The following is a 25,337-nucleotide window of genomic DNA, read 5'->3' as shown; positions in this document are numbered from 1 at the left end:
ATGGTCGGTGTTAGTTAATTTGCAAAAGTTCATTGTTCAGGAAGGTATTAAATTCTTTTTCGATTTTTGAACGCGCAGTAAAATCAGCTCGTTTGAGGGCATCGGCATAGGAGGGAGCTCCATCGCGGCCTTCGGTCATATAGGTTTTAAAAGACCGGTTTGTCTGAAGATCGTTAACTTCAATTACGAGTTCCCATTTCACAAACTCGGCGTCATCACGGTTTAAGTCGGCTTTCTGGGTCAGGTAGTTTACATTCACGGCAAGGATGGCGTTATCGGTGCTTTCGGCAATAGTAAACCCGGCATTTTGCAGTACGCTGGCTACCGCTGATTTTACGGTAGAAGTGGCATTACCCGAGGCCAACTTCACAATGGCCTTTTGTTGAGCCGTTCTGAATTTTTCTTGGAGCCTGACCAGCGTTTCCGTTGCTTCACCACCGGTTCCCGTTCCGCCCCGGATTACATTCAGCTGACGGGTTAGGATTTCGTTGGCAGTTGCCAATGACTGAGCTTTTTTCAGAAGCACTAATTTTTGAAGGATGTTGTTTTCGCTGTCCGCATTTTGTTCCAGCTCATTTATCTTAATCCGGTTGTTTGAAATTTCCTGGTTGTAGATGCGGGATGATTCTGCCCGATCCATGCCGGCCAGGGCGTGGTAGGTGCCGAATTTATCCACTTCGGAGGTCAGGATGGTTGTGTTCATCAATTCCTGGTTTGTCCCGATTTTGATGTTATTCAAGAGTTGGGAGGTACTCTCCGAATAAAGCTGATTGTTAATGTTCCGATCTATAAACTCAGAGTTAAGCTGCTCGGTTGCATCAATATCCATCTGAAAAATCTGAGAAAGGCTGGCAAAGGCATCGCCCCGGGCTTCGTTTAACGTGCTTCCGCTTCCCACGGCCATCAGGTATTTCTGTTCGTTAAATTCACTTGACGGATTATTCACCCAGTTTGGAATGCCGTTGCTTCCCGAAGAAGCACTTTTACTTGATCCACATCCCCATAAAAGAAGAGGAGACAGGACTGAAAGCAGGATTAAGGTCTTGTTCATGATAATCAGTTATAGATTCGGTATTAATTCCAGTAAATGGATTCAACCAGTTTCAAAGTTTCGTTTTCCCGTACGGTAATGATTCGGGGCTGAGCGTGAATTAGTTGCCCTGTATGTCCGTAATATTGCACTTCAACGTTATGGTCACCAGGCGGAAGATTCAAAACGGTGGCGTAGGCTTTACCGGGCATGGTCTGCCAGCTTCTTAAATCAGCTTTTTCAGTCGTTTCCTGAGCAATTTTACCCAAAATATTCACAATACTACCGAGCGTTTCGTCTTCTTTCTTGGCCTCCTTTTTCATTTTGGCCGCCGCGGCGGCTTTCAGGAAGGTTCGCACAAAGGTTCGGGCATAAATGATGGGTTCTTTCACCTTATACACTTCCTTGGCGACCTGATCCATTTCTTCTATCAAGTCGAGCTGTACCGGATTCCCATTTTCAAAATTCACTTTAACGGCACTTACCTGAGAGTTGAATGTTTTGAGACTCGGGAGTGAAAACTTGAGGTAAGTATCCGATTCGTCCAGATAGAGCCGGATGTCGTTCTGTTCTTTGATTGGAGCTCTGCCGGCAAAGGCTTGCACCAGCACATTGTATCGTTCGGGCTCAGTGATTTGGCGCAGCTTACTCTCATCAGGCTTGTTACCATAAACTGAAGGTTGCTCTCTGTAAGCCTTCAATAGGTTTTCGTACTCGATGCGGGCATCATCCGGCTTATTGGTTTTTGCATACAGAATGGTAGAAAGGTAGCGCCCCAGGGCACTGTTTTGGATGTTTGTATCACCGGTTTTCCATTTGTCATCATCGGTGCTGGTGGTATCTGCTTTGGATAACGACTCCACCAGTCCGTTATACTTTTGATCCAGGCGCTCGAGCTTGTAGGTCACACGGCGGACTTCAACCAGGGCACTTTCCAGTTCATCCTGGTGAATATAGTTGAGGCATTTGAAAATGTTAAGGTAGATGTCCTCATAATCTTCTCCATCATAGGCCAGGGTATTATCATTTACCACAAAGGATTTTACCGCCCGGCTCATGCTTTTTGAAAAAAGGACATCCATTTCGTTTTCAGCCTGGGTGAAATGGTAACTGCTTTGCTCATAGTTGCTGGCAAAATGGTTTACCAATCCGTGTTCGAGGTGAAGAAGTACCTTTTCTTTATTTTGATAAACTTCGTTTTTCTCGAGCTTTTCTATAAGCTGAACAGTGGTAGCGTAGTCTCCGGAAGCGAATGAAGTACGCAACTCATTCTGAGCTGTATCCAGCTTGTAGGCAGCACAGCCACCCATTAAAAAAATTAAAGCAATGAACCCCGTTAACCGTTTCATAAGCTAAAAACTTATACTATTTGCTTTGCTTGTCAACCAATAGATTTACCTACATATAATAAAGAATAGATATGGAATTTTTAAGCTCTTTCCCAATCAATTCTGAGACGGAGCCTTACTACAATGTTTTTCAGCAAGGCTGCGGGGCAAGAGTTGATCGGTTTCCCTTGAATTCATTAAAGTTCTCATTCGACAGAGAGCGCAAAATGCCTATATTTGGGTTTTAACAAATAGATATACCTCCTGTTGAAGACCCGACAAAAGCTTCTTTTTTTCTTATTTGCATTGATCATTGCCGGCATAGCAGCCTGTGCCACTCCTATAGCCCCAACCGGCGGACCGGCAGACAAAGATGGCCCCAAAGTCGAATATACTTCCCCTGAAACAGGAACTACCAATTTTACAGGCAGGACGTTTGTATTTCAGTTTGATGAGTTTATCGGCCGTTCTTCGGTGCAAGGAGCCATCACCGTGGAGCCGGATCTTGGTATCGAGTATGACGTTTCATGGCGAAGAAAAACGATGACCATAGAGTTTGATAAACGCTTTCCGGATTCCACCACGGTCATTATAAAACTCGGCACCGACCTTGCCGATACCCGTGGAAATAAAATGGAGCGCCCGGTTACCCTTGCCATTTCAACCGGAAATGAAATTGATGAGGGGAAAATCATGGGCAGAATCCGGATTGCTGACGATGGAACAGGGGCGGGAGACCGAAGAGTGTTGTTATACAGGCAGCCTTTCGATTTAAGCAGTAAAGCGAGTTATGAAGCCCAGACCGATACTGGCGGAGTATTCCGGTTCTCCTACCTCGCCGACGGACGGTATAAAGCTTTGCTTGTGGATGACCGCAACCGCAATAAAACATGGGATAGAGGCAGTGAGTCAGCCTATCCGTTCTTTGATGAATTCATAACCCTGGAAAAGGAAGGCAGCGATACCCTGGATGTAATTTATGTAACCCAGGTGGACTCCGTTGCACCCTCACTGCAAGGAGTGGGATTATTCTCGACTAACCGTTTGCGCTTACGCTTTAGTGAAAATATCAATATAGAAGAAGATGCGGAGTTAGTGGTTCAGGATTCAGCAGGCGAAAACTATACATCGGCTTACCCACTGTATATTCCTGAAAAAGAGCTTTTTGTGGTTTTTGCCCAAAGCGAACAGCCTTTACTGGAAAATACAGAATACACGCTTCGGTTATCCGGTTTTACAGATGGTGCGGGTAATCCACTTGAAACGGAAGAGATGCCGTTTACGGGAACCGCCCAGGAAGACACTACGAGTCAGCGTATCATTTCTGCTAACGGAACCAATGGATTACTTCAGGATGAAGTCTTTAAAGTGACTTACGCCGCCCCGATATCGGAGCCGGAGATAACAGACTCACTGGTGGTTATAGAGGGACAGGTGGATTTTGAGGACTGGCCCGAGGTTCAAACAAACCGAAACGAATTATGGGTGGCACCGCAGGGGGAGTGGATTGAAGGAGTCGATTACCAATTCCTGGTTTGGAATCCTAAAACGCTCAGAAGAAAGCTATTTGAACCGGAAGTATGGGACTCTACCGAATACGGGGATATTGAAATCAACCTCCAAAATGTAGATTCAACCGATATTCATTTTGTACAACTGCTATCGCCGGGAGGAGAGGAATGGGTATTTACCTCATTTCGTCAGTCAACCGTACTTACGGGTTTGCCCCCGCTTTCTTATACCCTTATCCTGTTCAGAGACGAGAATGGCAATGAAAAATGGGATCGCGGCACGGCAATTCCCTTTAACGCCCCCGAGCACTATTATGTACAACGTAATTTAAAAGTTCAGGAAGGATTTACTTCCGAAGTAAATATCACATTCGACTAAAACCATGAAAGAACTGCTTTCGACTTACATTGATGAAATCTGGCACCTGCCCATCCTAATTGGTGTGATTATTCTCATCACCATTGTGATTGCAGGGGTCACGTCGAGGATTTTGAACGCCATTATCAAACGAAATCGTGAGGCGGAAGACAATGATGATGTCACCAGCCTGGTGTTTTTCAAGCGCTCAATCATCGTGTTGATTTACCTGGCCGGTATCAGCTTTGCTATTTACATGATTCCACAGCTTCGGGTTATTGCAGCTTCCCTGCTGGCCGGTGCAGGTTTATTAGCCGTAGCGGTTGGTTTTGCATCACAGGCTGCTCTTTCCAATGTGATCAGTGGTTTGTTCATCGTTCTGTTTAAACCTTACAAGATTTCAGACCGAATTCAGGTAAGAACTGACTTGACCGGTGTTGTTGAAGACATAAATCTCCGCCACACCGTAATCCGTAATTTTGAAAACAAACGCATTATTATTCCCAATTCCGTGATCAGCAATGAGGTGGTCATAAATTCAAACTACGAGGATAATAAAATCTGTAAGTGGATTGATATGGGCATCAGTTATGATTCTGACATCGATCTTGCTAAAAAAATCATGAAAGAAGAGGTACTCAAACATCCACATTTTGTGGATGTGCGGACGGAAGAGCAAATTGAGGCCGGTGATGATATCGTACCGGTTAGGGTTGTGATGATGGGAGAATCGTCGGTGAACTTAAGAGCCTGGAGCTGGGCAAGTAACCCACAGGATGCATTTGTAATGGGGTGTGACCTGCTGGAAAGCATCAAAAAAAGATTTGACGCCGAAGGAATTGAAATACCATTCCCTTATCGAACGTTGGTTTATAAAAACGATCCTCCAAAAAGCATTGAAAGTGGCGAAAACGCCAGATCCTGAGCAAGATATAATATTCCATTAAGGTATTTAATACTTCTTGTTCAAATCCATATCTTATGGAACCGCTTCCACTATCAAGAAAAAAGATTATGTCGGTAAAAACGAAAACATCACCAGCTAAGAAAGCTGCAGCAAAATCAGATAAGAATAACCACGTGCAAGAGCCGTACCAGGCTGAGCATAAAATACGTTTTGTAACGGCTGCCAGTTTGTTTGACGGTCATGATGCCAGTATCAATATCATGCGCAGAATTTTGCAAAGCAGCGGGGCCGAAGTTATTCATCTCGGGCACAATCGCTCGGTGCATGAAATCGTGAATTGTGCTATTCAGGAAGATGCTCAGGGTATTGCAATCAGCTCGTACCAGGGCGGACACGTAGAGTACTTCAAGTATATGATTGAACTGCTTGAAGAGCACGGAGCCGGACACATCAAAGTATTTGGCGGTGGCGGCGGAGTTATTGTTGGGGATGAAATCGAAGAACTTCATGAAGCCGGCGTAACCCGCATTTTTTCTGTTGAAGATGGCAGTAAAATGGGTCTGCAGGGTATGATCAACTTCATGCTGGAGGAATGTGATTTCGATCCCATTTCTGTTGCCAAGCCCGACTTCAAGAAACTCAAAAAACATGATACGATTGCCCTTTCCCGTTCGCTAACGGCTATTGAGAATGAACATGAAGACATTTTAGCGCTGAAAGATGGTAAGATCCTTAATGGGAAAGGCAAGGAGATTGAATTATCCGATAAAACCATACCCCTGGTCGGGATTACAGGAACCGGTGGAGCCGGTAAAAGTTCTCTGACCGATGAACTGGTTCGGCGATTTTTAACTGAGTTTGAAGACCTGACCATCGGGATCATTTCCGTAGATCCGTCCAAAGTGAAAACAGGCGGAGCCTTGTTGGGCGACCGCATCCGCATGAACAGCATCGACACCGACCGGGTATTTATGCGCAGTATGGCTACCCGGGCATCCAATCGATCTACCAGTAAAGGACTGCTCGGTGCCATTGAATTGTACAAAGCAGCCGGATTTGACCTCATTATAGTGGAAACCTCCGGAATCGGGCAGAGCGGCACTGAGATTGTGGATATCACCGATATCCCGATGTATGTAATGACGAGTGAATACGGGGCAGCCACACAGCTTGAGAAGATTAACATGCTTGATCTCGCTGATTTGGTGGTGCTTAATAAGTTTGAGAAGAAAGGGTCATTGGATGCTCTGCGGGATGTACGCAAGCAAATGATTCGAAACACGGGCTCATGGCATGCCAAGCAGGAAGATATGCCGGTGTACCCAACTATAGCCGCACAGTTTAATGATGAAGGCGTGAACCGTTTGTTCAAGGCCCTGGTGGATAAGATCAACGGCCATTATGAAATTGGCTGGGAAACCAAAATTTATACGAATCCCAAGCCGGCTGAGGATATTCAGGCGCAGGCCATTATTCCCGGAAAACGGGTTCGGTATTTATCCGAAATTTCAGAAACAGTTCGTGATTACCACGAGTGGGTGGAAGAGCAGGTGGATGCCGCTTCCAAACTGGATCAGGTTTCAGGAACCATGGATCAGCTGGAAAGCTGGAATCCGGATGAAAAGCAGGTGATGCAGGATAACCTGGATAAAATGCGAGAGCACTGGCTTACTAAGCTGGACGTGCTGCCTAAGAAAATCCTGGATGGCTGGAATGAATTATTTGAGCAATACCAGCAAGAACATTTTGAGGTTCAAATCCGCGACAAGACCTTCAAGAATGAATTATATCGTGAATCGCTGAGTGGATTACAGATTCCACGTGTGGCTCTTCCCAAAACAAAGAACAAAGGGGAGCAGCTGAAATTTGCCCTGAAAGAAAATCTGCCGGGATATTTCCCATACACCGCAGGTGTATTCCCGTTCAAGAGGGAGGGTGAAGACCCCACCCGCATGTTTGCAGGCGAAGGAACCCCGGAGCGAACCAACAAACGTTTTCACTACGTGAGTGAAGGCATGCCGGCTGCACGACTTTCCACGGCTTTTGATTCGGTAACACTGTATGGTGAAGACCCAGGATATCGACCGGATATTTACGGTAAAATCGGTAACTCCGGTGTCAGTATTTGTACCGTGGATGACATGAAGAAGCTGTATTCCGGCTTTGAACTGACTTCCCCAAAAACATCGGTATCGATGACCATAAACGGCCCGGCCCCTATGATTCTGGCGATGTTTATGAATACCGCTATTGACCAGGAAGTAGAACGGTATCTGAAAGAAAACGGCAAGTGGGAAGAAGCGAAGAAGAAAATTAAATCTTACTTCAAAGAACGGGGAGTGGAACAACCGCAGTACAGCAATGAAATTCCGGAAGGCAATGATGAATTTGGCCTGGCTACCCTTGGTATTTCAGGAGATCATTTATTGCCGGAAAGCACTTATAACGAGATTAAGGAAAACACCCTGAGCGTGGTTCGCGGAACGGTTCAGGCTGACATACTGAAGGAAGACCAGGCACAAAATACCTGTATCTTTTCCACTGAATTCGCCCTGAAGATGATGGGGGACATTCAAACCTATTTCACCGAACATAATGTCCGTAATTACTACTCGGTTTCAATCTCCGGTTATCACATTGCAGAGGCGGGGGCGAATCCAATTACACAGGCAGCCTTTACGCTGGCCAATGGGTTTACCTTTGTGGAATATTACCTGGCACGCGGATTGGATGTGGATGATTTTGCCCATAACCTGTCGTTCTTTTTCAGTAACGGACTTGACCCTGAATACGCGGTTATCGGTCGCGTGGCGCGACGTATATGGGCCGTAGCCATGAAGAATAAATACGAAGCCAACGACCGTTCACAGAAGCTGAAATATCACATTCAAACCAGTGGTCGCTCTCTGCACGCTCAGGAGATTCAGTTTAATGATATCCGAACCACACTTCAGGCATTATTAGCGATATACGATAATTGTAACTCTTTGCACACCAATGCTTATGACGAGGCAATTACCACTCCGACCGAGGAGTCTGTTCGTCGTGCTCTGGCTATCCAAATGATCATTAATAAAGAACTGGGAACGGCTAAGAATGAGAACATTAACCAGGGATCGTATTTTATTGATGAACTGACCGATCTGGTGGAAGAAGCCATTCTTACCGAGTTTGATCGCATCACTGAACGTGGTGGCGTACTCGGCGCTATGGAGAATATGTATCAGCGGGGCAAGATTCAGGATGAATCGCTTTATTACGAATCCAAAAAACACTCCGGAGAGCTTCCGATTATTGGTGTGAATACCTTTCAGAAGGAAGGCGAAGGAGAAGAAGGCGATAAAGAAATCGACCTCATCCGTTCAACTGAAGAAGAAAAACGCCAGCAGATTGAAAACCTGGAGCAGTTCTGGAAACGAAACGAAAAAGACGCTGATATAGCTATCGAACGACTCAAAGAAGTAGCCCGAAACAACGGCAACCTCTTCGAAGAACTCATGGAAACGGTTAAAGTAGCTTCGCTGGGACAGATTTCACATGCTTTATATGAAGTAGGTGGGCAGTATCGGCGAAACATGTGATCGCAGATTTGTGGGTTTGTTGGATTTCGCAGATTAGTATTTTCGTTAATCTTTACCGGTAAAGCAAAGTCGTCATCCCGGATCTGATCCGGGATCTCCTTTACCATTTGGGTTACCGGAAGTGGAAATTCGTTAATAGATATTCGGAATTTGGTTCATCACTGCGCTGTTTGATTTGCGAGAGATCGGTTCGCGATTTGCGATGGACGATCGGGTTACCCAAAATGTCAAACTCAGTCAGCATTCTATCTATTGCCACTCATCTATTCCGGTAAACAAGCGAAGTCCTTCAGGGCTTCATAAAGAAATAGGTCTTCCCTGTACAATCTTAGCTCCGCAATTCATACATTCGGGATATGGCTGGCCAAAAAGACAAACATAGCAATCGTATCAAGAATCATCTGCATAACAATGATGCAGAACAGGAGCCGGAAATAGATTTTGACGGCGGAGAAGACCCTAAGGAGGATGAGGGTTTTCTGGATTACGTCCGCCCGGAATTCAACGAGGAAAAGAAGGGGACTCTGAAACGGGATGCCATTGTTTTAGGGGTATTTCTGGTAATTTTCTTTATCTGGTTTAATGACTGGCGACCACTTGATGCATTGGGAATCGGAGGAAACAGCGGACAGGTGACGGAAGTGGTTCAGAATCCGGCAGGTCTTTCGGGTGGAATACTGGAGTATATCGATGACGTTAAAAAGCTTGATTTCGGTGAAACGCCAGACCGTAATCAGATCATGGCGTTGTATCAAAACGAGGTGCCACTGGATTACATGCGCGAGCTGGAACGTGCCGATTTTCTGGAGGAATTAGACTATACCGCTTTGATTGGTTTACATGCCAACGGAGTACCGGCCGATTATATCCGAAATTTAGAACGAATTGATTACCTGGATGAGCTGGATTACACAGGTGTAATCGGGTTGCATTCAAACGGTGTTTCAGAAGAGTATCTCCGCGGGCTGAATCGGTTGGACTTGCTGGAGGATTTGAACTATCCTGGTATTGTTGGGCTATATGCCAATGGGGTTCCACTGGATTATATGCAAACGCTGAACAGATATGATTACCTGGAAGAATTAGATTATTCAGGGATTATAGCCCTTCACGCAAACGGAGTTACTGAAGATTTCATCCGCGAACTTGGCCGCAGGGATATGATCGAAAACATGAGTCCCTCGGAAGTTGTAGCCCTGTTTCAAAACAATTGATGGATAGTTATTGATTAATAGGATCATATGAATACCAGAATTCTTTGCTTTGTTTGTCTTGTCATTTCAATTTTCCTGTTTAACCAATCATGTAAAACTGCGGGCGACAATGGTAATAAAGGTTCAGATTTATGGCTTACAACCGCTGATCAAATTGCACTCTTTGAGGAGATTGATGGCAGGGTAACACAAGCCAAAGCTGATTCAGAACTGCCAACAATAGAAGTTACTTCAAACAAAACTTATCAAACTATTGACGGCTTTGGGTATTCGCTTACCGGTGGGAGTGCCCTTCATATTAGTAACATGAGTGCTTCAGCTCGTCAGGAATTGCTGCAAGAGCTTTTCGGACGTGGTGAAGGGGATATTGGAGTAAGCTACCTGCGTGTGAGTATTGGTTCCTCGGATTTAGACCCTCATACATTCTCTTATAATGATTTACAGGCCGGAGAGACAGACGAGGATATGTCGGAATTCAGTCTTGACCCAGATCGTGAGCATTTAATTCCGGTGTTGAAAGAGATTCTGGCTATTAATTCCGAACTCAAAATTATGGGCTCACCCTGGTCAGCTCCCATTTGGATGAAATCAAACAACAACACCGTGGGAGGAAGATTACTACCCCGCTATTATGATGCTTACGCACTCTATTTTGTGAAATATATACAGGGAATGGCAGAGGAGGGGATTACCATCGATGCTATAACCGTTCAGAATGAGCCTCTTCATGATGGAAATAACCCCAGCATGTATATGTCGGCCAATGAACAAGCCGATTTCATTAAGGAAGCATCGCTCGGTAAGCAGAAAAAAGACCTGCTTATTAATCAGCGTAAATCGTTACAGCAACAGCAGGAGAAGCATAAAAAGACGCTGAAAATTGCCGAACGGCAAAAGTCTCAGGCTGAGTTTGAACAGCTGAAGGCTCAACTGAAAACCAAAACCATTGAGCTTGCGACCAAATCTAAAGAGAACGATGAGAAGAACAGGATTCTTCAAAAGCTGAAAAATAAATTAGAACAGATCGGAGAACATCCGGAATCCATAAAAGTAAGAAGTGCAGAGATCCTTCAGATTATTGACTCTCACATTGAGCCGGAAGACAATACCTTTGAAATACAGATTGATGAGCTTCACCAGGAATTTTTTGATACCCTGAGGGATGAATTCCCCGACCTTACCCGCTACGATCTTCGACTTTGCGCCTACATCAAGATTGGATTTAACTCCAAGGAAATTTCTAATATGCTGAACATCAAACCCTCCAGTGTTTATATAAGCAGGTCGAGGCTGCGGAAGAAGCTGAACATTGACACGGATGAAGATCTGCACAGTTATCTGAATTCCATATAAAAGTACAGCGCATAAAAAAAGGCCACCCTGAAGGCAGCCTTTTTAAAATCTCTATCTAAAGAAAAGAAAGATTAGCTGGTTGCAGCGATCATTCCTTTCAGTCTTTCTGATTCTGCAATTTGACCGCTTTGTGGATACTCTTCAATAATCTGGGTAGCTACTTCATCCGCTTTGTCGTAGTTACCGGCCTGATAATAGGCTTGTGCGGCTTCAAGAAGGTTGGAGGGAGTGGTGACACTGTTCTCGTTCCAGTTGGCGGCCTGAACGAATTTCTCGGCTGCTGCATCAAAGCTTTCGTTAGCCATCAGCAGTTTGCCGTGGAAACTAAGCGGGCCTACACCAAGAATGCCTTTGGGCACATCAAACTCTTCCATGAACATCAGGGCATTTTCAATATCACCGAGTTCGTAACTGGAAACAGCGGCATAGAAATTGGCAATGTTGCCGGCGTTGGTTCGCGGGAATTCCTCAGCAATTTGATCGAATCCATAGGTCAGCTCGAATTCATCTCCATAGAGAGCATTCTCATATTCAGCCCGGTTGTAATAGTTCTCGGCTACTGAAAGCAATTGCTGCGCTTCCTGTTCCTGCGCTGAGGAATAGTAATTATATCCTATAATACCGCCTACAACCAGCACTACTGCAATGGCCACAGTGGTGATAAAGCTTTTGTTTTCCGTTACATAAGCCGCCGCACGATTATAATTCTCAATCAGCGGATCGGATTCTAATTCTTCTTTTGAAAGTCTTTTCGACATGTTTATTTATTTAAAATAGCTGTGATTTGAAGGATGTAAAAATAGGACTGTTTTTGGACTTCCCAAAACCCTAAAGTGATTCTAAAACACCATTTTTTAATTCAAGGATGGTATCAGATCGGCTGGCAATTTCTTTTTCGTGGGTAATCAATAATACAGATACTCCCATGGCTTCCCGGAGTTCGAAAAGCAGGTCCAGTATGATGTCTGTATTCTCCTGGTCGAGATTTCCCGTGGGCTCGTCCGCAAGCACAACACGAGGGTTATTCATGAGCGCCCGAGCCATAGAAACACGTTGCTGCTCACCACCCGAAAGTTGGGTAGGACGGTGCTCCGATCGTTCATCAATACCAAATAACCCGAGCAGTTCATGTGCGCGTTCATTAGCTTCTCCGGATTGTGTGCCGGCAATAAGCGCGGGCATAGCTACATTCTCAAGTGCTGTAAATTCAGGGAGCAAGTGATGGAACTGAAACACAAACCCTATATACTTATTCCGGAAATCAGCCAGGTCATCCGCTTTGTAGGTGGATATGTTTTTCCCATTCCAGTAAACATCGCCGGAGTCGGCACGGTCTAAACCACCAAGTATATGCAGGAGCGTACTTTTACCACTTCCGCTGGAGCCCACGATGGAGGTGATGCTGGCTTCTTCAATCTTCAGGTTCATTCCCTGTAACACTTTAAGCTCGCCTTTATCAGGTCCGCCCGGAAAACTTTTATACAGGTTTTGTGCCTCAAGCACGGTTTTCTTTGTATCCATCAATCAGTAGCTGAGTTGTTAAGTCCAGGATAGGTAACGGGTTCGATGTGTACACATTTTCCGGTTTCGATATCTACTTTTGCAAAAGCCCCGCAAAGCTGATTATCGCCTGATGCGGGCTGATATTTTTGATGGACACCCGTCATAAATCGCTTGATAGCTACTTTCTTATCCATACCAATTACTCCATTGGTGGATCCGGTCATGCCGGCATCGGTCAGGTAACCAAGTCCCTGCGGGTAAATTCGGGCATCATTGGTTTGAACATGAGTATGGGTGCCTACCATCACCGAGGCTTTCCCATCAAGATGCCATCCCATGGATATTTTTTCGGCGGTGGCTTCGGCGTGGAAATCCACAAAAATGATATGGGTTTCTTCCCGCATTTTCTCCAGAGCCCATTCGGCTGTGGAAAAAGGATCGTCAATGGCTTTCATAAAAGTACGACCCTGCAAATTCAGTACACCTACTTTAACATTCTTTTTAGGCACTTCGTGAATACTGAAACCAAGCCCTGCATTACCCTTAGGGTAGTTAAGAGGGCGGAGGATATGATCATGTTCGCGCATGTAATCAAACACTTTCCACTTGTCGAAGGAATGATCTCCGCCGGTAACCACATTCACCCCAAGGTTCAGCAGGTTTTTGATGATTTTTCGATTTGTGCCGAATCCTTCATGCGAATTTTCGGCATTGGCAATCACAAAATCGGCGTCGTACTTTTTAATGAGACTGGGGAGGAAGGTGTTGGTCATTTCAATGCCGGGGTCTCCAACAATATCGCCAACAAAAAAAATGCTGATTGTATCAGCCAAAATGAACTCCTGCTATTTATGGGGATTATTATTCTCTGATTTCGGTAAGTAAACGCTCAAGGCTGTGATTCACACGTTCCATCAGAACTTCTTCGTTATTCTCTAATTCCGTATTGGCATTACGGGCCTCAAAAAGCTCTTCGGCTATGCTGAGGGCAGCCAGAACCATAACGGTAGATTCCGGCTGTTTTACCAGTTGCTGCCGATAGGTTTTGAAACGTTCATCCACGAATTTGCAAATCCGGATCATGGATTCTTCTTCATGATCCTCAACTTTAAGAGGGTACTGCTTGCCGAGGATGGTAACTTTTATCGATTTCATGAATCAACTCCAAGGTGATGGTCAATTTTTGAGATAAGTCCCTGCACATGTTGCCTTAGCGCCAGCCGCTCTGATTCAGTAATGGCAGAAAAGATATCGGTTTGTTTCTCGTGCTCTTCCTCGAGCTTGGCTTTTAGCTTTGCGTTATCTTTTTTGAGCTCACGTATTTCCTGTTTCAGGCCTTCCACCTCGGAACCCACTTCATCCAGCAGCTGTCTGAATTTATCGCTTTGTTGTGAAAGTTTATTCATATGCAGGTTTGATTACCCTCTCAGTTTAGCTGAAAAATCTTTTTCCAATGATTTAACAATTCGCTGAATAATAGGTTCTACTTCTTTGATATTCAAGGTCTTGTTCGGATCCAGGAAGTTTAACCGGAAGGCCAGACTTTTGTTTCCTTTTCCAATAGACTCCCCCTCAAAAACGTCAAAAATATCAATGCTTTCCAGCTGTTCACCTGCTTTATCTTCGATCACTTCCATCAGTTCTCCGGCTGTAACCGACTGTGAAACAATGACCGCAAAGTCGAATTCAAAAGCGGGAAATTTAGGTACGGCTTTAAAGGTATTTTCAGGAATAACAGCAAGGGCTTCTGAAATTGCCGACACTGAAATCTCTGCTACAAAAGCTTCCTGTTCAAAGTCATAGGCTTCTTTTAAGTCATCGGAAGGCAGAAACAGGGTTCCGATTTTCTTTTCTCCCCAAAAGTATTCGAGGATGGTTTCATCTTTTGCCTTGGATGAAAGATGCTGCATTAAATTCAGCTTACTGAAGAAGGCATGAACCAAAGCCTTCAGATCAAAAATGGAATAGGATTCTGCCTCTTCCAACCAGCTGTCCTGATTCTTAAGACCTGCAAGCCCAAGCAGTACATGTACTTCCTCTTTAATCCCTTCGTAATACGTTCCTTCTTTATCCGCATTGAACACATGGCCCAGTTCAAAGAACCGAACACCGGCTCTTTTGCGGTTGAAGTTGTAAGAGGCTGATTTCAGAAATCCGTGGAGCAGGGAAGGGCGCAGGGTGCTCATATCCTTGTTTAAAGGATTCAGTGCAGAAATCATATCATCGAGTTCACCAAAGTGAGAAGCTTCTTTCTCAGAGATCAATGAATTGGAATAGATTTCGCGGAAGCCCAATTGCAGGCAGGTATTCCTGATTTTTTGATTAAGCTTTTCCCATTCGTTAATCGGCTCTGAAGAAACATAAATACCGTGCTTCGGAGCGGGAATTTTATTGTAATCAAAGAGTCGTCCAACTTCCTCGATCAGATCCACTTCGCGTTCTAAATCCGGGCGGAAGGTTGGAATCTCCAATGTAATGGTATCATCATCCCGATTCACTTCCTTAAGTTCAAGGCCGTCCAGAATTGTTGCAATGGTTTGAATGTCGAAGTCGGTTCCCAACAGACGGTTGGTGTAGCTTTTTCTGAGAGTAAGCTGGTGCGTTTCTGTTTTGGTAGGGTGAACATCCACTGTTTCCTCAGAAATCTCCCCACCTGCAACTTCAGCAATGAGTTGAGCAGCGCGTTCTGCCGCAATGGCTTGAAGATTAGGGTCAATACCCCGCTCAAATCGATAGGAGGCATCGGTTTGCAAAGTTTGTTCTTTGGCCGTTCTGCGGATAGAGCCGGGATCGAAATAAGCACTTTCAATGAGGATGTCGGTAGTGTCATCTCCAACTTCAGAATCCACACCGCCCATTACGCCGGCTATGGCTACCGGACCTTCACCGTCACAAATAAACAAAGTTCCGGGTGTGCATTTTCGTTTTACGTGATCAAGCGTTTCAAACTCAATTTCTTTGCTGAAATCTTTAACAACAATCTCTTTCCCGCGAATGGTTTTGTAATCAAACGCATGCAAAGGCTGCCCCAATTCATACATCACATAATTGGTTACATCCACCACATTATTAACCGAACGCACACCAATGGCTTTCAGCTTATTTCGCAGCCAGCTTGGTGATTCTTTTATCTCAATACCTTTTACCTTCTTTCCGACATACCGATGGCACTTCTCGGCATTCTCAATTTTAATGGTGATGTCTTCGGAATTCTGAACAGTTTTACCGGATGGTATTTCCGGTTTCTTAAGATCAATATTAAGCGCGGCAGCCAAATCGCGTGCAACTCCTAAATGGCAGGTGGCATCCGGCCGGTTTGGGGTAATGGCAATATCGATGATGGTATCTTCATAAAGATCAAAGATCTCAGAAATGGGCATTCCCACTTTCAGGTCTTCATCCAGCACCATTATGCCTTCATGATCGGTTCCAAGCCCAAGTTCGTCTTCGGCACAAATCATCCCTTCAGAAACTTCACCCCGAAGCTTCGCCTTTTTGATTTTCAGGAATGAACCGTCATCCAGTTTAATGGGTAGGGTGGAGCCGACGGTAGCAACGGGTACTTTTTGCCCGGCTGCCACATTTTTGGCTCCGCAAACAATCTGGGTTTGGGAGTCGCCGAGTTTTACATCACAAATCTGAAGCCGGTCGGCATTTGGATGTTCTCGAACTTCCAGTATTTCTCCGACAATAACTCCTTCCAGAGAACTGCCAAAAGACTCAACTTCTTCTACTTCCAGTCCGATAAGCGTTAGTTTTTCTGCGGTTTCTTCCGGTGAGAGGGGAAGATCAATAAATTCTTTAAGCCAGTTGTACGATACTTTCATTAAAGCGGGGGAGGTATTTAGTTAAACTGTTCGAGGAAGCGAATGTCATTTTCGTAGAAGGTACGGATGTCGTCAATCCCGTGTCTGAGAATGGCGATACGTTCAACACCCATTCCCCAGGCAAAGCCGGTATATTTCTCCGGGTCAACACCTGCATGTTTGAATACATTGGGATCAACCATGCCGGAACCTAAAATTTCCAGCCACTTGCCGTCTTGTTCCGATCCCCACCAGATATCCATCTCAAGGCTGGGTTCGGTGAAGGGGAAGAATCCGGGACGAAGCCGGTATTTCACATCGGTGCCAAACATCAGCTTGGCAAAGGTGATAAGTGTTTCCTTCAGGTCAGCGACGCTTACGTTTTCATCTATATATAAAGCCTCTACCTGGTGAAATAAGAAATAAGACTTTGGCGAAACGGCTTCATTCCTGTACACACGTCCAGGCATAATAGCCCGGATTGGAGGTTCCGTGTTTTCCATCAGCCGAATTTGAACCGGGGAAGTATGCGTTCGCAGAACCAAATCCTGAACATCGGGATCATCACTCTTCTTAATGAAAAAGGTATCCTGTTCGTCCCGTGCCGGGTGATTCGGAGGAAAGTTCAGGGCGGTAAAGTTGTGAAAGTCATCCTCGATTTCCGGTCCGTCTGCAATGGTAAATCCAAGTCGGTAGAAAATGGATTTCATTTCCTCCAAAGTCTGCGTAAGCGGGTGCAGTGAACCTAACGGATAGGAAGGAGGAGTGAGGGTAATGTCGTCTTTGGCACTCAGGTCTTTGCTTTCATCTTGCTCGAGTGCGGCTTTGGCTTCTTCAAATTTCGATTCAGCCAGCACTTTCACCTGGTTCATGGCCTTTCCAACTTCAGCCCGTTCTTCCTTGGGAACTTTCCCCATATTCTTGAACATGGATTGCACTTTCCCGTTTCGGGATAGGAATTCAAGACGGAAAGCTTCAAGCTGCTCCTCATCAGTGATGGAGAAGCTGTTAATTTCTTCCTGTAATGCTTTTATATCATTAAGCATGAAATGTGATTTTTTAAATGAAATCGCTTTGACGCCAACCGCCATAAGCGAAGGCTTAATAAAATGTATTCCGGTAATTGCCACGACACCGAGTGTTATAGCATAGGGGAATTTAAATACTTTTTCTTTGACTGGTTCTGACGCTTTGCGTCGGAACCGAAATTAATTCCCAAAAATAAAAAAACCGGCAAACCTTATAAAAAAGATCTGCCGGTTTATACCGTTTAATATATGCAATTAAGCAGTGGCTTCCTTAACAATAGCAGCAAACGTATCTGCATCGCGTACGGCAAGATCTGCAAGTACCTTACGGTTGATCTCCATATTCTTGGTCTTCATCCCGTGGATGAGTTTAGAATAGGTTGTACCGTTGAGCCTTGCTGCCGCATTGATGCGGGTGATCCATAATCGACGGAAATTACGTTTACGATTCTTGCGATCTCTGTATTGGTAGAGAAGTCCTTTCTCTACAGCATTCTTCGCAATGGTGTAAACGTTCTTACGCTTACCCCAGTAACCTTTCGCTTGATCAATGATCTTTTTGCGACGGCGACGGGAAGCCACCAAATTTAATGAACGTGGCATTTTGTCGTTAGTTTAAAAATTAAGATTGATAAGGCAGCTGTCTTTTGATAGACTTTTCATCGGCTTTGTCAACCAATGTGTCTTTTCCAAGCTGTCTTTTAGTTTTACTACTTTTCTTTGTCAGAATGTGACGCTTAAAAGCTTTTTTACGCTTAATTTTACCGGAACCGGTAACTTTAAACCGCTTTTTAGCACCACTATTACTTTTCATTTTTGGCATGGAAATCCACCAACTTTTGTGAAAATTTAAAGACTTATAAAATAGGGAGATTTGTATCCCTGTGCAACGAAGGAATTAACTTTTAGATGGGGCGAGCATCATGATCATTCTGCGGCCTTCCATATTAGGCTTGCTTTCAATTTTGCCTACATCAGAAAGGTCCTTAGCAAGCTGCAGAAGCAATAATTCGCCTTTTTCCGTGTAAAGCATATCTCGTCCACGGAACTGTACAGTTGCTTTCACCTTGTCGCCACCTTCCAAAAATTCTCGTGCGTGGCGGGTTTTGAATTCAAGATCATGATCGTCCGTGTTCGGACGGAAGCGCAATTCTTTAACAGATATGGTGTGCTGTTTTTTCTTCGCTTCTTTCTCTTTTTTCTTTTTCTCGTACATAAATTTCCCATAGTCAATCACCTTGCAAACCGGGGGCTTGGCTTTTGGGGCGACCTCTACGAGATCCAAATCATACGATGCAGCTATCTGCAGGGCGCGTTCAGCTGTCGTAATTTCATGCTCTTCGTCAGGTTTGATAACCCGAACCTTAGCAGCATTGATTTCTTCATTAATTCGAGGACGATCCTCGTTTTGTGGTCGTCTCTGATAACTTCTTCTTGCGATAGTAACCTCGTTGTTTAGTTAGTCTTTAGGTAAAGCTTTTGTTTGAATTTCTTCATTTATGTCTGTAAGAAAATCAGAAAAATTGAAAGTTCCAATATCGCCTTTTTTATGGCGGCGAACGGAAACAGTTTCATCTTCTACTTCCTTACTTCCCACTATTAACATATATGGGATCTTACTCGTTTCAGCATCCCGGATTTTTCCTCCGATCTGCTCGCTTCGGGAATCCAGTTCAACCCGAACCCCAAGTTCATTCAATTTCTCATAGCAATATTCAGCATACGCATTTTGTTCATCAGATATGGGAAGAATGCGTACTTGTTCAGGAGCCAGCCACAGCGGAAAGTTTCCGGCAAAATGTTCAATCAGAATACTGGTGAACCGTTCCATCGATCCAAAGGGCGCGCGGTGAATAATAACCGGACGGTGCTTCTCATTGTCTGAACCTACATAGGTCAGGTCAAATCGTTCAGGCATTACATAATCAACCTGAACAGTACCAAGCTGCCACTTGCGTCCAATGGCATCACGGATTATAAAATCGATTTTTGGTCCGTAAAAGCTGGCCTCGCCGGGAGCTACATGATAGTCGAGCTCCATTTCGTCGGCTACTTCCCGAATCTCTTTTTGTGCGCGATCCCAGTACTCGGTGTTGCCTCCGTATTTCTTCTCGTTGTCATCACGATAGGAGAGACGGATATCGACCGGCATGCCAAATGTGTTAAATACAAACTGAGTGAGTTCTATAGTATGCTTAATTTCCTGTTTCAGCTGGTCGTGCGTGCAATAAATGTGAGCATCATCCTGGGTAAATCCCCGAACTCTTGAAAGTCCGCTTAACTCCCCGGACTGCTCGTAGCGATAAACCGAGCCAAATTCAGCCAATCTCAGAGGAAGGTCGCGGTAACTGCGCAAATCATTGGAATAAATCCGGTGATGGTGCGGGCAGTTCATCGGCTTCAGCATGTACTCTTCATCATCTACCTGCATTGGGTTGTACTGCGAATCCTGGTAATACGGATAGTGACCGGATGTTTTATACAATTCTATATTAGCAATATGCGGAGTGATAACCTCTTTATAGCCGCGCTTTTTTTGCTCATCACGGAGAAATGCCTCCAGCGTTCGGCGAAGTACCGTTCCATTGGGGAGCCACATCGGTAAGCCACTGCCTACCATATTGTCGATCATATAAATGCCAAGCTCTTTACCGAGCTTTCGGTGATCCCTTTTTTTGGCTTCTTCCAAACGGGTGAGATGCTCTTCCAGCATTTTCTGCTTGGGAAAGCTGATACCATAAATACGAGTCAGCTGTTTACTTTCATTATCTCCTCTCCAATACGCTCCGGCCAGGCTGGTGAGCTTAACCGCTTTCACATCTCCGGTATTGGGGATGTGCGGGCCACGGCAGAGATCGGTGAAATCACCCTGTGTGTAAAAAGTAATAGTGCCGTCATCCAGATCTTCAATCAGGTCCACTTTATACTCATTACCTTTTTCTTTATAGAAATCGAGGGCTTCCTGCTTCGTTACTTCCTTTCGGTCAAACTCATTTTTTTTACGGGCCATCTTGATGAACTTGTCTTCAATCTTTGACAAGTCTTCCTGGGAAATCTGCTTATCGCCGAAATCGATGTCGTAATAGAACCCGCTTTCGATGGGCGGGCCAATTCCGAATTTGGCTTTGGGGTACAGTTCCTGAACGGCTTCTGCGAGCAGGTGAGCAGAGGAGTGCCAGAAGGTGTATTTGCCGTCCTCACTGTCCCAGGTATTGATAGCTATCTCAGCATCTTTGGTAATGGGACGATCCAGATCAATAATTTCACCATCCACAGTAATGCTAAGTGCGGCACGCGCTAATCCGGATGCAATAGACTTTGCTACTTCTAATCCTGTGGTTCCTGATGAATATTCTCGTTGACTTCCGTCGGGTAATGTAAGCGTAATTTTTTGGTCTGCCATTCAGTGTTTTATTCTCAGAATTTCTTTAACAGTGGAAGATAAAAAAAATAGTATGTACACACAGGCTTATTCTGGTGATTTATTTACATTAAAAGGATTGGATTTGATGGCTCAGAAATGTGATATTCGTTCGGCAATGAAATTAAATCTACAGTAGTACATGAATTTTAATCCCGAAGAAAGCTTCTTCGATGCTCAGCCTATGTTCGTTTGCGAGCAGGCTACCCTCAAGATTTTAGATGTAAACAGTGCGGCCACTGAGATTTTAGGGTATAAAAAAAAGAAGTTCTTAAAGAAAAGAGTAATCGACTTCGGAGAGCAGAAATCAGGTAAAAAGATAAAGGATGAAATACCTATACCTGCAAAAAAGTCTGCAGATAAAATTTGGGTGTTTAAAACAAAAGACGGGAAGGATCTGTACTTTCAGCTTTCTGCTCACCTCATCAACTATAAAGGCCGGCCCGCTAAACTGGTAATAGCTCATAACTTCTCTGAAATTGTGGAAGGAAAGAGAGATGAAAAGAAATTACTGTCCAGTCAGCTCGACCTTAACAATTTCCCGCTGGCTGAAATTGAATGGGATGCATCTCTGAATATCATTCGCTGGTCAGAAAAAGCCGAGGATCTTTTTGGATACACCGAGGAAGAAGCTATCAACGAGAAGAGGTTGCTGGAAAAGTTCATCCACGAGGATGACCTGGATTATGTGCGAGACACTATCAAGGAGACATATAAGAATGGCCAAAAAGACGTTTCGGTAATCAACAGAAACATTACCAAAAACGGAGAAGTGATTTACTGCGAATGGTATAATTCGCTGCTGTACAATTCAGATGGGGATGTGGTGGCCATGTATTCTCTTGTGCACGATGTTACCGACCGCGAAGAAGCCCTGGATGATGCCAAGCGCAGCATGATGAGCTACCAGGATTTGTTTAATTCCATCAGTGATGCCATCTATCTGCTGGATAAAGAGGGAGTGATTATTGAGGCCAACGAGGGACTCGAAAGCACCTTTGGCTACAAAAGAACCGAAGTAGTAGGCAAGCACAATCGAATGCTTTCGGCCCCGGGTAAGTATGATGAAGAACAAATTAAGGAAATCCGTGAGCGGGCTTATGACGGACATCCCGGCAAATATGAGGGATGGGGCAAACGGAAAAACGGCGAAATATTCCCCACCGAGGTGTTGGTAAATACCGGTAATTATTTTGGCGAAAAAGTCATTATAGTGATTGAGCGGGATATTTCTGACCGGAAAGAATCAGAAGAAGCGCTTAAGCAGCGTGAAGGTTTATTCAGCAAGCTGTTTAACTCATCGCCTATCGGTATTGCCTTGCTGAACGAGCATCGTGAAGTTGAAATGGTTAATGATGGCTTTGAGCAACTGTTTGGGTATCGCGAAAATGAACTGCAGGGGCTGGAGCTGGATAAGTTAATCGTCCCGGAAAAACGACATGATGATGCCGTTCGGCTCACTGAGAGTGCAAAGGTAACCGAAGTAACAGAGAAACGAATCCGTAAAGACGGCACTATCCTGGATGTGATCATTTACGCCGTTCCGGTAGTGGTAGAAAAAAGCGTGGTGGGTATTTATGGTATTTATGTGGACATCACCGACCGGAAAAAGGCCGAGGAGCAGGTTCGTAAATCACTTCGGGAAAAAGAAATGCTGCTGGCGGAAGTCCACCACCGCGTGAAGAACAACCTTGCCGTAATCACCGGCTTGCTGGAGTTACAATCCTATTCTGCCAAAGATGAAAACGCCAAACGAATCCTTAAAGACAGCCAGATGCGGGTTAATTCCATCGCGATGGTGCATGAGAAGCTCTACCAGAGTGATGATTTTTCGGAGGTGGACATCAACCAGTATTTTGAAGAGCTGACCGAAGTGATACATAAAACCATGAAGCGGTCGGATGTTAAAGTAAACATTGAGCTGGATATCATTCCGGTTAAACTCCCGATCATTCAGGCTATTCCCTGTGGTTTACTGCTGAATGAAATCATCACCAACAGTTACAAACATGCTTTTGCCGGCAGAAAGACTGGAAACATAACGGTGAGCCTTTCCCGTCCGTGCGACAAGCTGCTGCTTCAAATTCAAGACGATGGAATTGGCCTTCCTGAGCAACCTCAGGCCAGTATCCATACTTCCTTGGGTATGACACTCATCAAAACACTTTCCAAACAGCTAAATGCTTCATTTGATTATCGTAGCGAGGATGGAGCCATTTTCGAATTCAGGTTCGAGAAGAGCAGCGAAGAAGAGGAGTAGAAAAGCAGCGAAGTGATATCCTAAAAATAAATGTGCGTCCTACTGGACTCGAACCAGTGACCTCCGCCCTGTCAAGGCGGCGCTCTGAACCAACTGAGCTAAGGACGCAAGATCAGTAAATAACGGCTTCAAATATAGGGAGCTTTCGGGGAGTAACACAATGCTAGTTTGGGGTTTTATATAGATGAAAATCGTCCATCGATAATCGGTCGTTCGATCGCTCGATAATCAACCAGACAGAATTGCGATGGACCGAAAGATCGATTTGTGATTTGGTTGAGTCAGGAGCTACCCATTTTTCTTTTGGTCGCAGTCTGTACGCTTTTTACGAAGATAGAAATCAGTTCATTGCATTCTGATTTAGCCTCAACAATACTACTTTCATTTTTATATAAGTTTGATAAGTGAATGATTTTAAGGCAAACATAAGATTCCCGCAGTTCTTTGAGTACCAGCTGCATTTTGTGAATAAAATCTTTAAGCGACTCTGCACTTCTTGCCTCACCATAGTTAAGTGCAGGGGAGGTTCCGCTTCTAAGCAATTGTCCCCCGAGTTGGTTTGAAGCTCTGTTAGAAGGCAGTTCATTAGTAATTTTGATGATAAGAACAGCAAATTGAATCAACCGTTCTTCAAGTTGTGCTTTGGTCATTTTTTTCTGATTTATTCTTTCTATGTAAGAGCGACCAGATACGAATTCCTTACAGGACAAATTCGTCCATCTATAATCGGTCGTTCGATCGCTCGAAAATCAACGAGGCAGATTTGCCCCGAGAATTCGGGGATTGACCGAAAGGTCGATTTGTGATTTTTATGATGCACAATTGTATCAACAAACCCGTATCTTTGGCGCTCACTACAATAGTTATTTGGCATGATCAATCGAAGACAAGTACGAGAAACGGTTCTCAAAGCAATTTACGCACTCCAACTCGGCAAAGATTCTACCCAGCACGTCGCCGACACCATTATCAAGAAAGCAGAATTCACCAAAGAGAAAGACCTTCGCCGTTTCGCAGAGAAATTATTTTTCGAAACCATTGATCATGAAGAAGAGCTGGATGAAGTAATTGTCGATCATATTAAAAACTGGGACATAAACCGGCTGGCTTTAATTGACCGCATGATCCTGAAAATGGCCATTTGCGAGTTTATCTATTTCGAAGAAATTCCCACCAAAGTAAGCATTAACGAGGCCATCGAACTAGCTAAACGATACTCCACGGCTAAATCGGGACGATTTATAAATGGAATTTTAGATGCTGCTTTGAGCGATTTGAATGAAAAAGGACGCATTAATAAAAAAGGGCGAGGACTCATTCAAAAATCGTTGGGAAATAATTAAAGAACATGGCATCACATCCTGAAATTATAGCAATTGGCGACATTCACGGGTGTGCAGAATCTAATGAAGCACTGCTTAACACACTTGATGATACTTTCAACAATAAACCGACTTACGTATTCCTTGGAGATTATACGGATCGTGGTCCGGATTCCCGGCGGGTGGTAGAACAGCTTATTGAATTTGACCAGAATCATGAGTGTGTTTTTCTGACCGGCAATCATGACCAAATGCTGCTGGACGCCTACGAAAAAGGGGAATGGAATTTGTGGCTGAGCAATGGCGGGAATACCACTTTGAGTGATTACGATTCATCCCCGGGCGACTTTGACCTGCCGGAAGATCATTACGAGTTTTTCAAAAACACCGTGTTGTACTGGGAGACCGAAGATTATTTTTTTGTGCACGGTGGCATATCTCCCGATTTGACCATTCAGGAAAACCTGGAAAGTAAATACGAGCGTGATCAGTTTATCTGGCAGCGCGATCATGTGTATGCGCGCAAGAACGTGTGGGAGAAAACGGTGGTTTTTGGTCATACCCCGGTAAAGGAACCCATTGTAGAACCAAACATGCTGGGCATAGACACCGGCTGTGTGTATAAAGAAAGAGGCTATGGCGTTTTAACGGCTGTGGCTCTCCCCGAAACCAAATTTATTCAACAAGATAGTTTAGACTTTTAAAATTCAAATAA

General features: G+C 44.5%; 22 protein-coding genes and 1 tRNA gene. 8 read left to right on the top strand and 15 right to left on the bottom strand.

Going from position 1 to position 25,337, the window contains the following annotated elements; translation table 11 throughout:
• Positions 1-10: 10 nt before the first annotated feature.
• Together JJ941_RS06110 and JJ941_RS06105 are read right to left on the bottom strand one after the other, a co-directional pair.
• The gene (locus tag JJ941_RS06110; protein ID WP_290962858.1) at positions 11-1,051 is read right to left on the bottom strand and encodes an LPP20 family lipoprotein; all 1,041 of its coding nucleotides are present in this window, start codon (positions 1,049-1,051) and stop codon (positions 11-13) included.
• Between the two features lie 23 nt (positions 1,052-1,074).
• On the bottom strand, positions 1,075-2,379 hold the full coding sequence (locus tag JJ941_RS06105) for a hypothetical protein (protein WP_290962856.1): 1,305 nt from the start codon (positions 2,377-2,379) through the stop codon (positions 1,075-1,077).
• Positions 2,380-2,625: 246 nt separating this feature from the next.
• On the opposite strand from JJ941_RS06105, the gene JJ941_RS06100 reads away from it, so the two are divergent.
• The 5 genes from JJ941_RS06100 (at position 2,626) to JJ941_RS06080 (ending at position 11,282) form a co-directional block, all read left to right on the top strand.
• Positions 2,626-4,248, top strand: coding sequence for an Ig-like domain-containing protein (locus tag JJ941_RS06100; protein WP_290962854.1), 1,623 nt, complete (start codon positions 2,626-2,628; stop codon positions 4,246-4,248).
• Between the two features lie 4 nt (positions 4,249-4,252).
• On the top strand, positions 4,253-5,152 hold the full coding sequence (locus JJ941_RS06095; RefSeq protein ID WP_290962852.1) for a mechanosensitive ion channel family protein: 900 nt from the start codon (positions 4,253-4,255) through the stop codon (positions 5,150-5,152).
• Positions 5,153-5,241: 89 nt separating this feature from the next.
• Positions 5,242-8,715, top strand: a complete 3,474-nt coding sequence (locus tag JJ941_RS06090; protein WP_290962850.1) for a methylmalonyl-CoA mutase family protein — start codon at positions 5,242-5,244, stop codon at positions 8,713-8,715.
• A gap of 356 nt (positions 8,716-9,071) precedes the next feature.
• Entirely contained in the window at positions 9,072-9,929 is an 858-nt protein-coding gene (locus JJ941_RS06085; protein ID WP_290962848.1) for a hypothetical protein, read from the top strand.
• Positions 9,930-9,956: 27 nt separating this feature from the next.
• Positions 9,957-11,282 carry a hypothetical protein gene (locus tag JJ941_RS06080; RefSeq protein WP_290962846.1) on the top strand — a complete coding sequence of 442 codons (1,326 nt, stop codon included), beginning with the start codon at positions 9,957-9,959 and terminating at the stop codon, positions 11,280-11,282.
• Positions 11,283-11,353: 71 nt separating this feature from the next.
• Here JJ941_RS06080 and JJ941_RS06075 read toward each other — a convergent pair whose 3' ends face one another.
• From JJ941_RS06075 to thrS, 11 genes are all read right to left on the bottom strand, one after another.
• Positions 11,354-12,040, bottom strand: a complete 687-nt coding sequence (locus JJ941_RS06075) for a tetratricopeptide repeat protein (protein WP_290962844.1) — start codon at positions 12,038-12,040, stop codon at positions 11,354-11,356.
• A 70-nt stretch (positions 12,041-12,110) separates the two neighbouring features.
• Entirely contained in the window at positions 12,111-12,803 is a 693-nt protein-coding gene (locus JJ941_RS06070; RefSeq protein WP_290962843.1) for an ABC transporter ATP-binding protein, read from the bottom strand.
• On the bottom strand, positions 12,803-13,618 hold the full coding sequence (locus JJ941_RS06065) for a TIGR00282 family metallophosphoesterase (protein WP_255135862.1): 816 nt from the start codon (positions 13,616-13,618) through the stop codon (positions 12,803-12,805). Before JJ941_RS06065 ends, JJ941_RS06070 begins: the two co-directional genes overlap by 1 nt.
• Before the next feature lie 28 nt (positions 13,619-13,646).
• The gene (locus JJ941_RS06060; protein ID WP_290962840.1) at positions 13,647-13,940 is read right to left on the bottom strand and encodes a cell division protein ZapA; all 294 of its coding nucleotides are present in this window, start codon (positions 13,938-13,940) and stop codon (positions 13,647-13,649) included.
• A complete protein-coding gene (locus JJ941_RS06055; RefSeq protein ID WP_255135860.1) occupies positions 13,937-14,191 on the bottom strand; it encodes a hypothetical protein in 255 nt (84 codons plus the stop codon). Before JJ941_RS06055 ends, JJ941_RS06060 begins: the two co-directional genes overlap by 4 nt.
• A gap of 12 nt (positions 14,192-14,203) precedes the next feature.
• Complete coding sequence (pheT, locus tag JJ941_RS06050) at positions 14,204-16,612, bottom strand: phenylalanine--tRNA ligase subunit beta (RefSeq protein ID WP_290962837.1); 2,409 nt, start codon at positions 16,610-16,612, stop codon at positions 14,204-14,206.
• Positions 16,613-16,629: 17 nt separating this feature from the next.
• The gene (pheS, locus tag JJ941_RS06045; RefSeq protein WP_290962836.1) at positions 16,630-17,637 is read right to left on the bottom strand and encodes a phenylalanine--tRNA ligase subunit alpha; all 1,008 of its coding nucleotides are present in this window, start codon (positions 17,635-17,637) and stop codon (positions 16,630-16,632) included.
• Positions 17,638-17,874: 237 nt separating this feature from the next.
• Positions 17,875-18,222, bottom strand: a complete 348-nt coding sequence (rplT, locus tag JJ941_RS06040) for a 50S ribosomal protein L20 (protein WP_255135857.1) — start codon at positions 18,220-18,222, stop codon at positions 17,875-17,877.
• A gap of 19 nt (positions 18,223-18,241) precedes the next feature.
• Complete coding sequence (rpmI, locus tag JJ941_RS06035) at positions 18,242-18,442, bottom strand: 50S ribosomal protein L35 (RefSeq protein WP_290962835.1); 201 nt, start codon at positions 18,440-18,442, stop codon at positions 18,242-18,244.
• A 75-nt stretch (positions 18,443-18,517) separates the two neighbouring features.
• Entirely contained in the window at positions 18,518-19,060 is a 543-nt protein-coding gene (gene infC / locus JJ941_RS06030; protein WP_255135932.1) for a translation initiation factor IF-3, read from the bottom strand.
• Between the two features lie 18 nt (positions 19,061-19,078).
• A complete protein-coding gene (gene thrS / locus JJ941_RS06025; protein ID WP_290962834.1) occupies positions 19,079-21,022 on the bottom strand; it encodes a threonine--tRNA ligase in 1,944 nt (647 codons plus the stop codon).
• Between the two features lie 160 nt (positions 21,023-21,182).
• Between thrS and JJ941_RS06020 the strand changes: the two genes are divergently transcribed.
• Positions 21,183-23,300 carry a PAS domain S-box protein gene (locus JJ941_RS06020; protein ID WP_290962833.1) on the top strand — a complete coding sequence of 706 codons (2,118 nt, stop codon included), beginning with the start codon at positions 21,183-21,185 and terminating at the stop codon, positions 23,298-23,300.
• A gap of 33 nt (positions 23,301-23,333) precedes the next feature.
• Here the strand turns inward: JJ941_RS06020 and JJ941_RS06015 are convergent.
• Together JJ941_RS06015 and JJ941_RS06010 are read right to left on the bottom strand one after the other, a co-directional pair.
• Positions 23,334-23,408, bottom strand: a tRNA-Val gene (locus JJ941_RS06015).
• A gap of 173 nt (positions 23,409-23,581) precedes the next feature.
• The gene (locus tag JJ941_RS06010) at positions 23,582-24,010 is read right to left on the bottom strand and encodes a four helix bundle protein (protein WP_290962832.1); all 429 of its coding nucleotides are present in this window, start codon (positions 24,008-24,010) and stop codon (positions 23,582-23,584) included.
• A gap of 162 nt (positions 24,011-24,172) precedes the next feature.
• Here JJ941_RS06010 and nusB point away from each other — a divergent pair, with 162 nt between their 5' ends.
• Together nusB and JJ941_RS06000 are read left to right on the top strand one after the other, a co-directional pair.
• Positions 24,173-24,643 carry a transcription antitermination factor NusB gene (nusB, locus tag JJ941_RS06005; protein WP_290962830.1) on the top strand — a complete coding sequence of 157 codons (471 nt, stop codon included), beginning with the start codon at positions 24,173-24,175 and terminating at the stop codon, positions 24,641-24,643.
• 5 nt (positions 24,644-24,648) lie between these two features.
• Complete coding sequence (locus JJ941_RS06000; protein ID WP_290962827.1) at positions 24,649-25,326, top strand: metallophosphoesterase family protein; 678 nt, start codon at positions 24,649-24,651, stop codon at positions 25,324-25,326.
• Positions 25,327-25,337: the final 11 nt, after the last annotated feature.

The organism is Gracilimonas sp., assembly GCF_017641085.1.
In the GTDB taxonomy this organism is placed as follows: Bacteria; Bacteroidota; Rhodothermia; order Balneolales; family Balneolaceae; genus Gracilimonas.
The sequence above is the reverse complement of the archived record's forward strand: the minus strand, read 5'-3'. Positions and strand labels throughout refer to the sequence as shown.

Bases quoted from the DNA above. Each gene is read 5' to 3' on its own strand.
- JJ941_RS06110 (WP_290962858.1), bottom strand. From the start codon at position 1,051: ATGAACAAGACCTTAATCCTGCTTTCAGTCCTGTCTCCTCTTCTTTTA.
- JJ941_RS06105 (WP_290962856.1), bottom strand. From the start codon at position 2,379: ATGAAACGGTTAACGGGGTTCATTGCTTTAATTTTTTTAATGGGTGGC.
- JJ941_RS06095 (WP_290962852.1), top strand. From the start codon at position 4,253: ATGAAAGAACTGCTTTCGACTTACATTGATGAAATCTGGCACCTGCCC.
- JJ941_RS06090 (WP_290962850.1), top strand. From the start codon at position 5,242: ATGTCGGTAAAAACGAAAACATCACCAGCTAAGAAAGCTGCAGCAAAA.
- JJ941_RS06085 (WP_290962848.1), top strand. From the start codon at position 9,072: ATGGCTGGCCAAAAAGACAAACATAGCAATCGTATCAAGAATCATCTG.
- JJ941_RS06080 (WP_290962846.1), top strand. From the start codon at position 9,957: ATGAATACCAGAATTCTTTGCTTTGTTTGTCTTGTCATTTCAATTTTC.
- JJ941_RS06075 (WP_290962844.1), bottom strand. From the start codon at position 12,040: ATGTCGAAAAGACTTTCAAAAGAAGAATTAGAATCCGATCCGCTGATT.
- JJ941_RS06070 (WP_290962843.1), bottom strand. From the start codon at position 12,803: ATGGATACAAAGAAAACCGTGCTTGAGGCACAAAACCTGTATAAAAGT.
- JJ941_RS06060 (WP_290962840.1), bottom strand. From the start codon at position 13,940: ATGAAATCGATAAAAGTTACCATCCTCGGCAAGCAGTACCCTCTTAAA.
- JJ941_RS06055 (WP_255135860.1), bottom strand. From the start codon at position 14,191: ATGAATAAACTTTCACAACAAAGCGATAAATTCAGACAGCTGCTGGAT.
- pheT (WP_290962837.1), bottom strand. From the start codon at position 16,612: ATGAAAGTATCGTACAACTGGCTTAAAGAATTTATTGATCTTCCCCTC.
- pheS (WP_290962836.1), bottom strand. From the start codon at position 17,637: ATGCTTAATGATATAAAAGCATTACAGGAAGAAATTAACAGCTTCTCC.
- rplT (WP_255135857.1), bottom strand. From the start codon at position 18,222: ATGCCACGTTCATTAAATTTGGTGGCTTCCCGTCGCCGTCGCAAAAAG.
- rpmI (WP_290962835.1), bottom strand. From the start codon at position 18,442: ATGCCAAAAATGAAAAGTAATAGTGGTGCTAAAAAGCGGTTTAAAGTT.
- thrS (WP_290962834.1), bottom strand. From the start codon at position 21,022: ATGGCAGACCAAAAAATTACGCTTACATTACCCGACGGAAGTCAACGA.
- JJ941_RS06020 (WP_290962833.1), top strand. From the start codon at position 21,183: ATGAATTTTAATCCCGAAGAAAGCTTCTTCGATGCTCAGCCTATGTTC.
- nusB (WP_290962830.1), top strand. From the start codon at position 24,173: ATGATCAATCGAAGACAAGTACGAGAAACGGTTCTCAAAGCAATTTAC.
- JJ941_RS06000 (WP_290962827.1), top strand. From the start codon at position 24,649: ATGGCATCACATCCTGAAATTATAGCAATTGGCGACATTCACGGGTGT.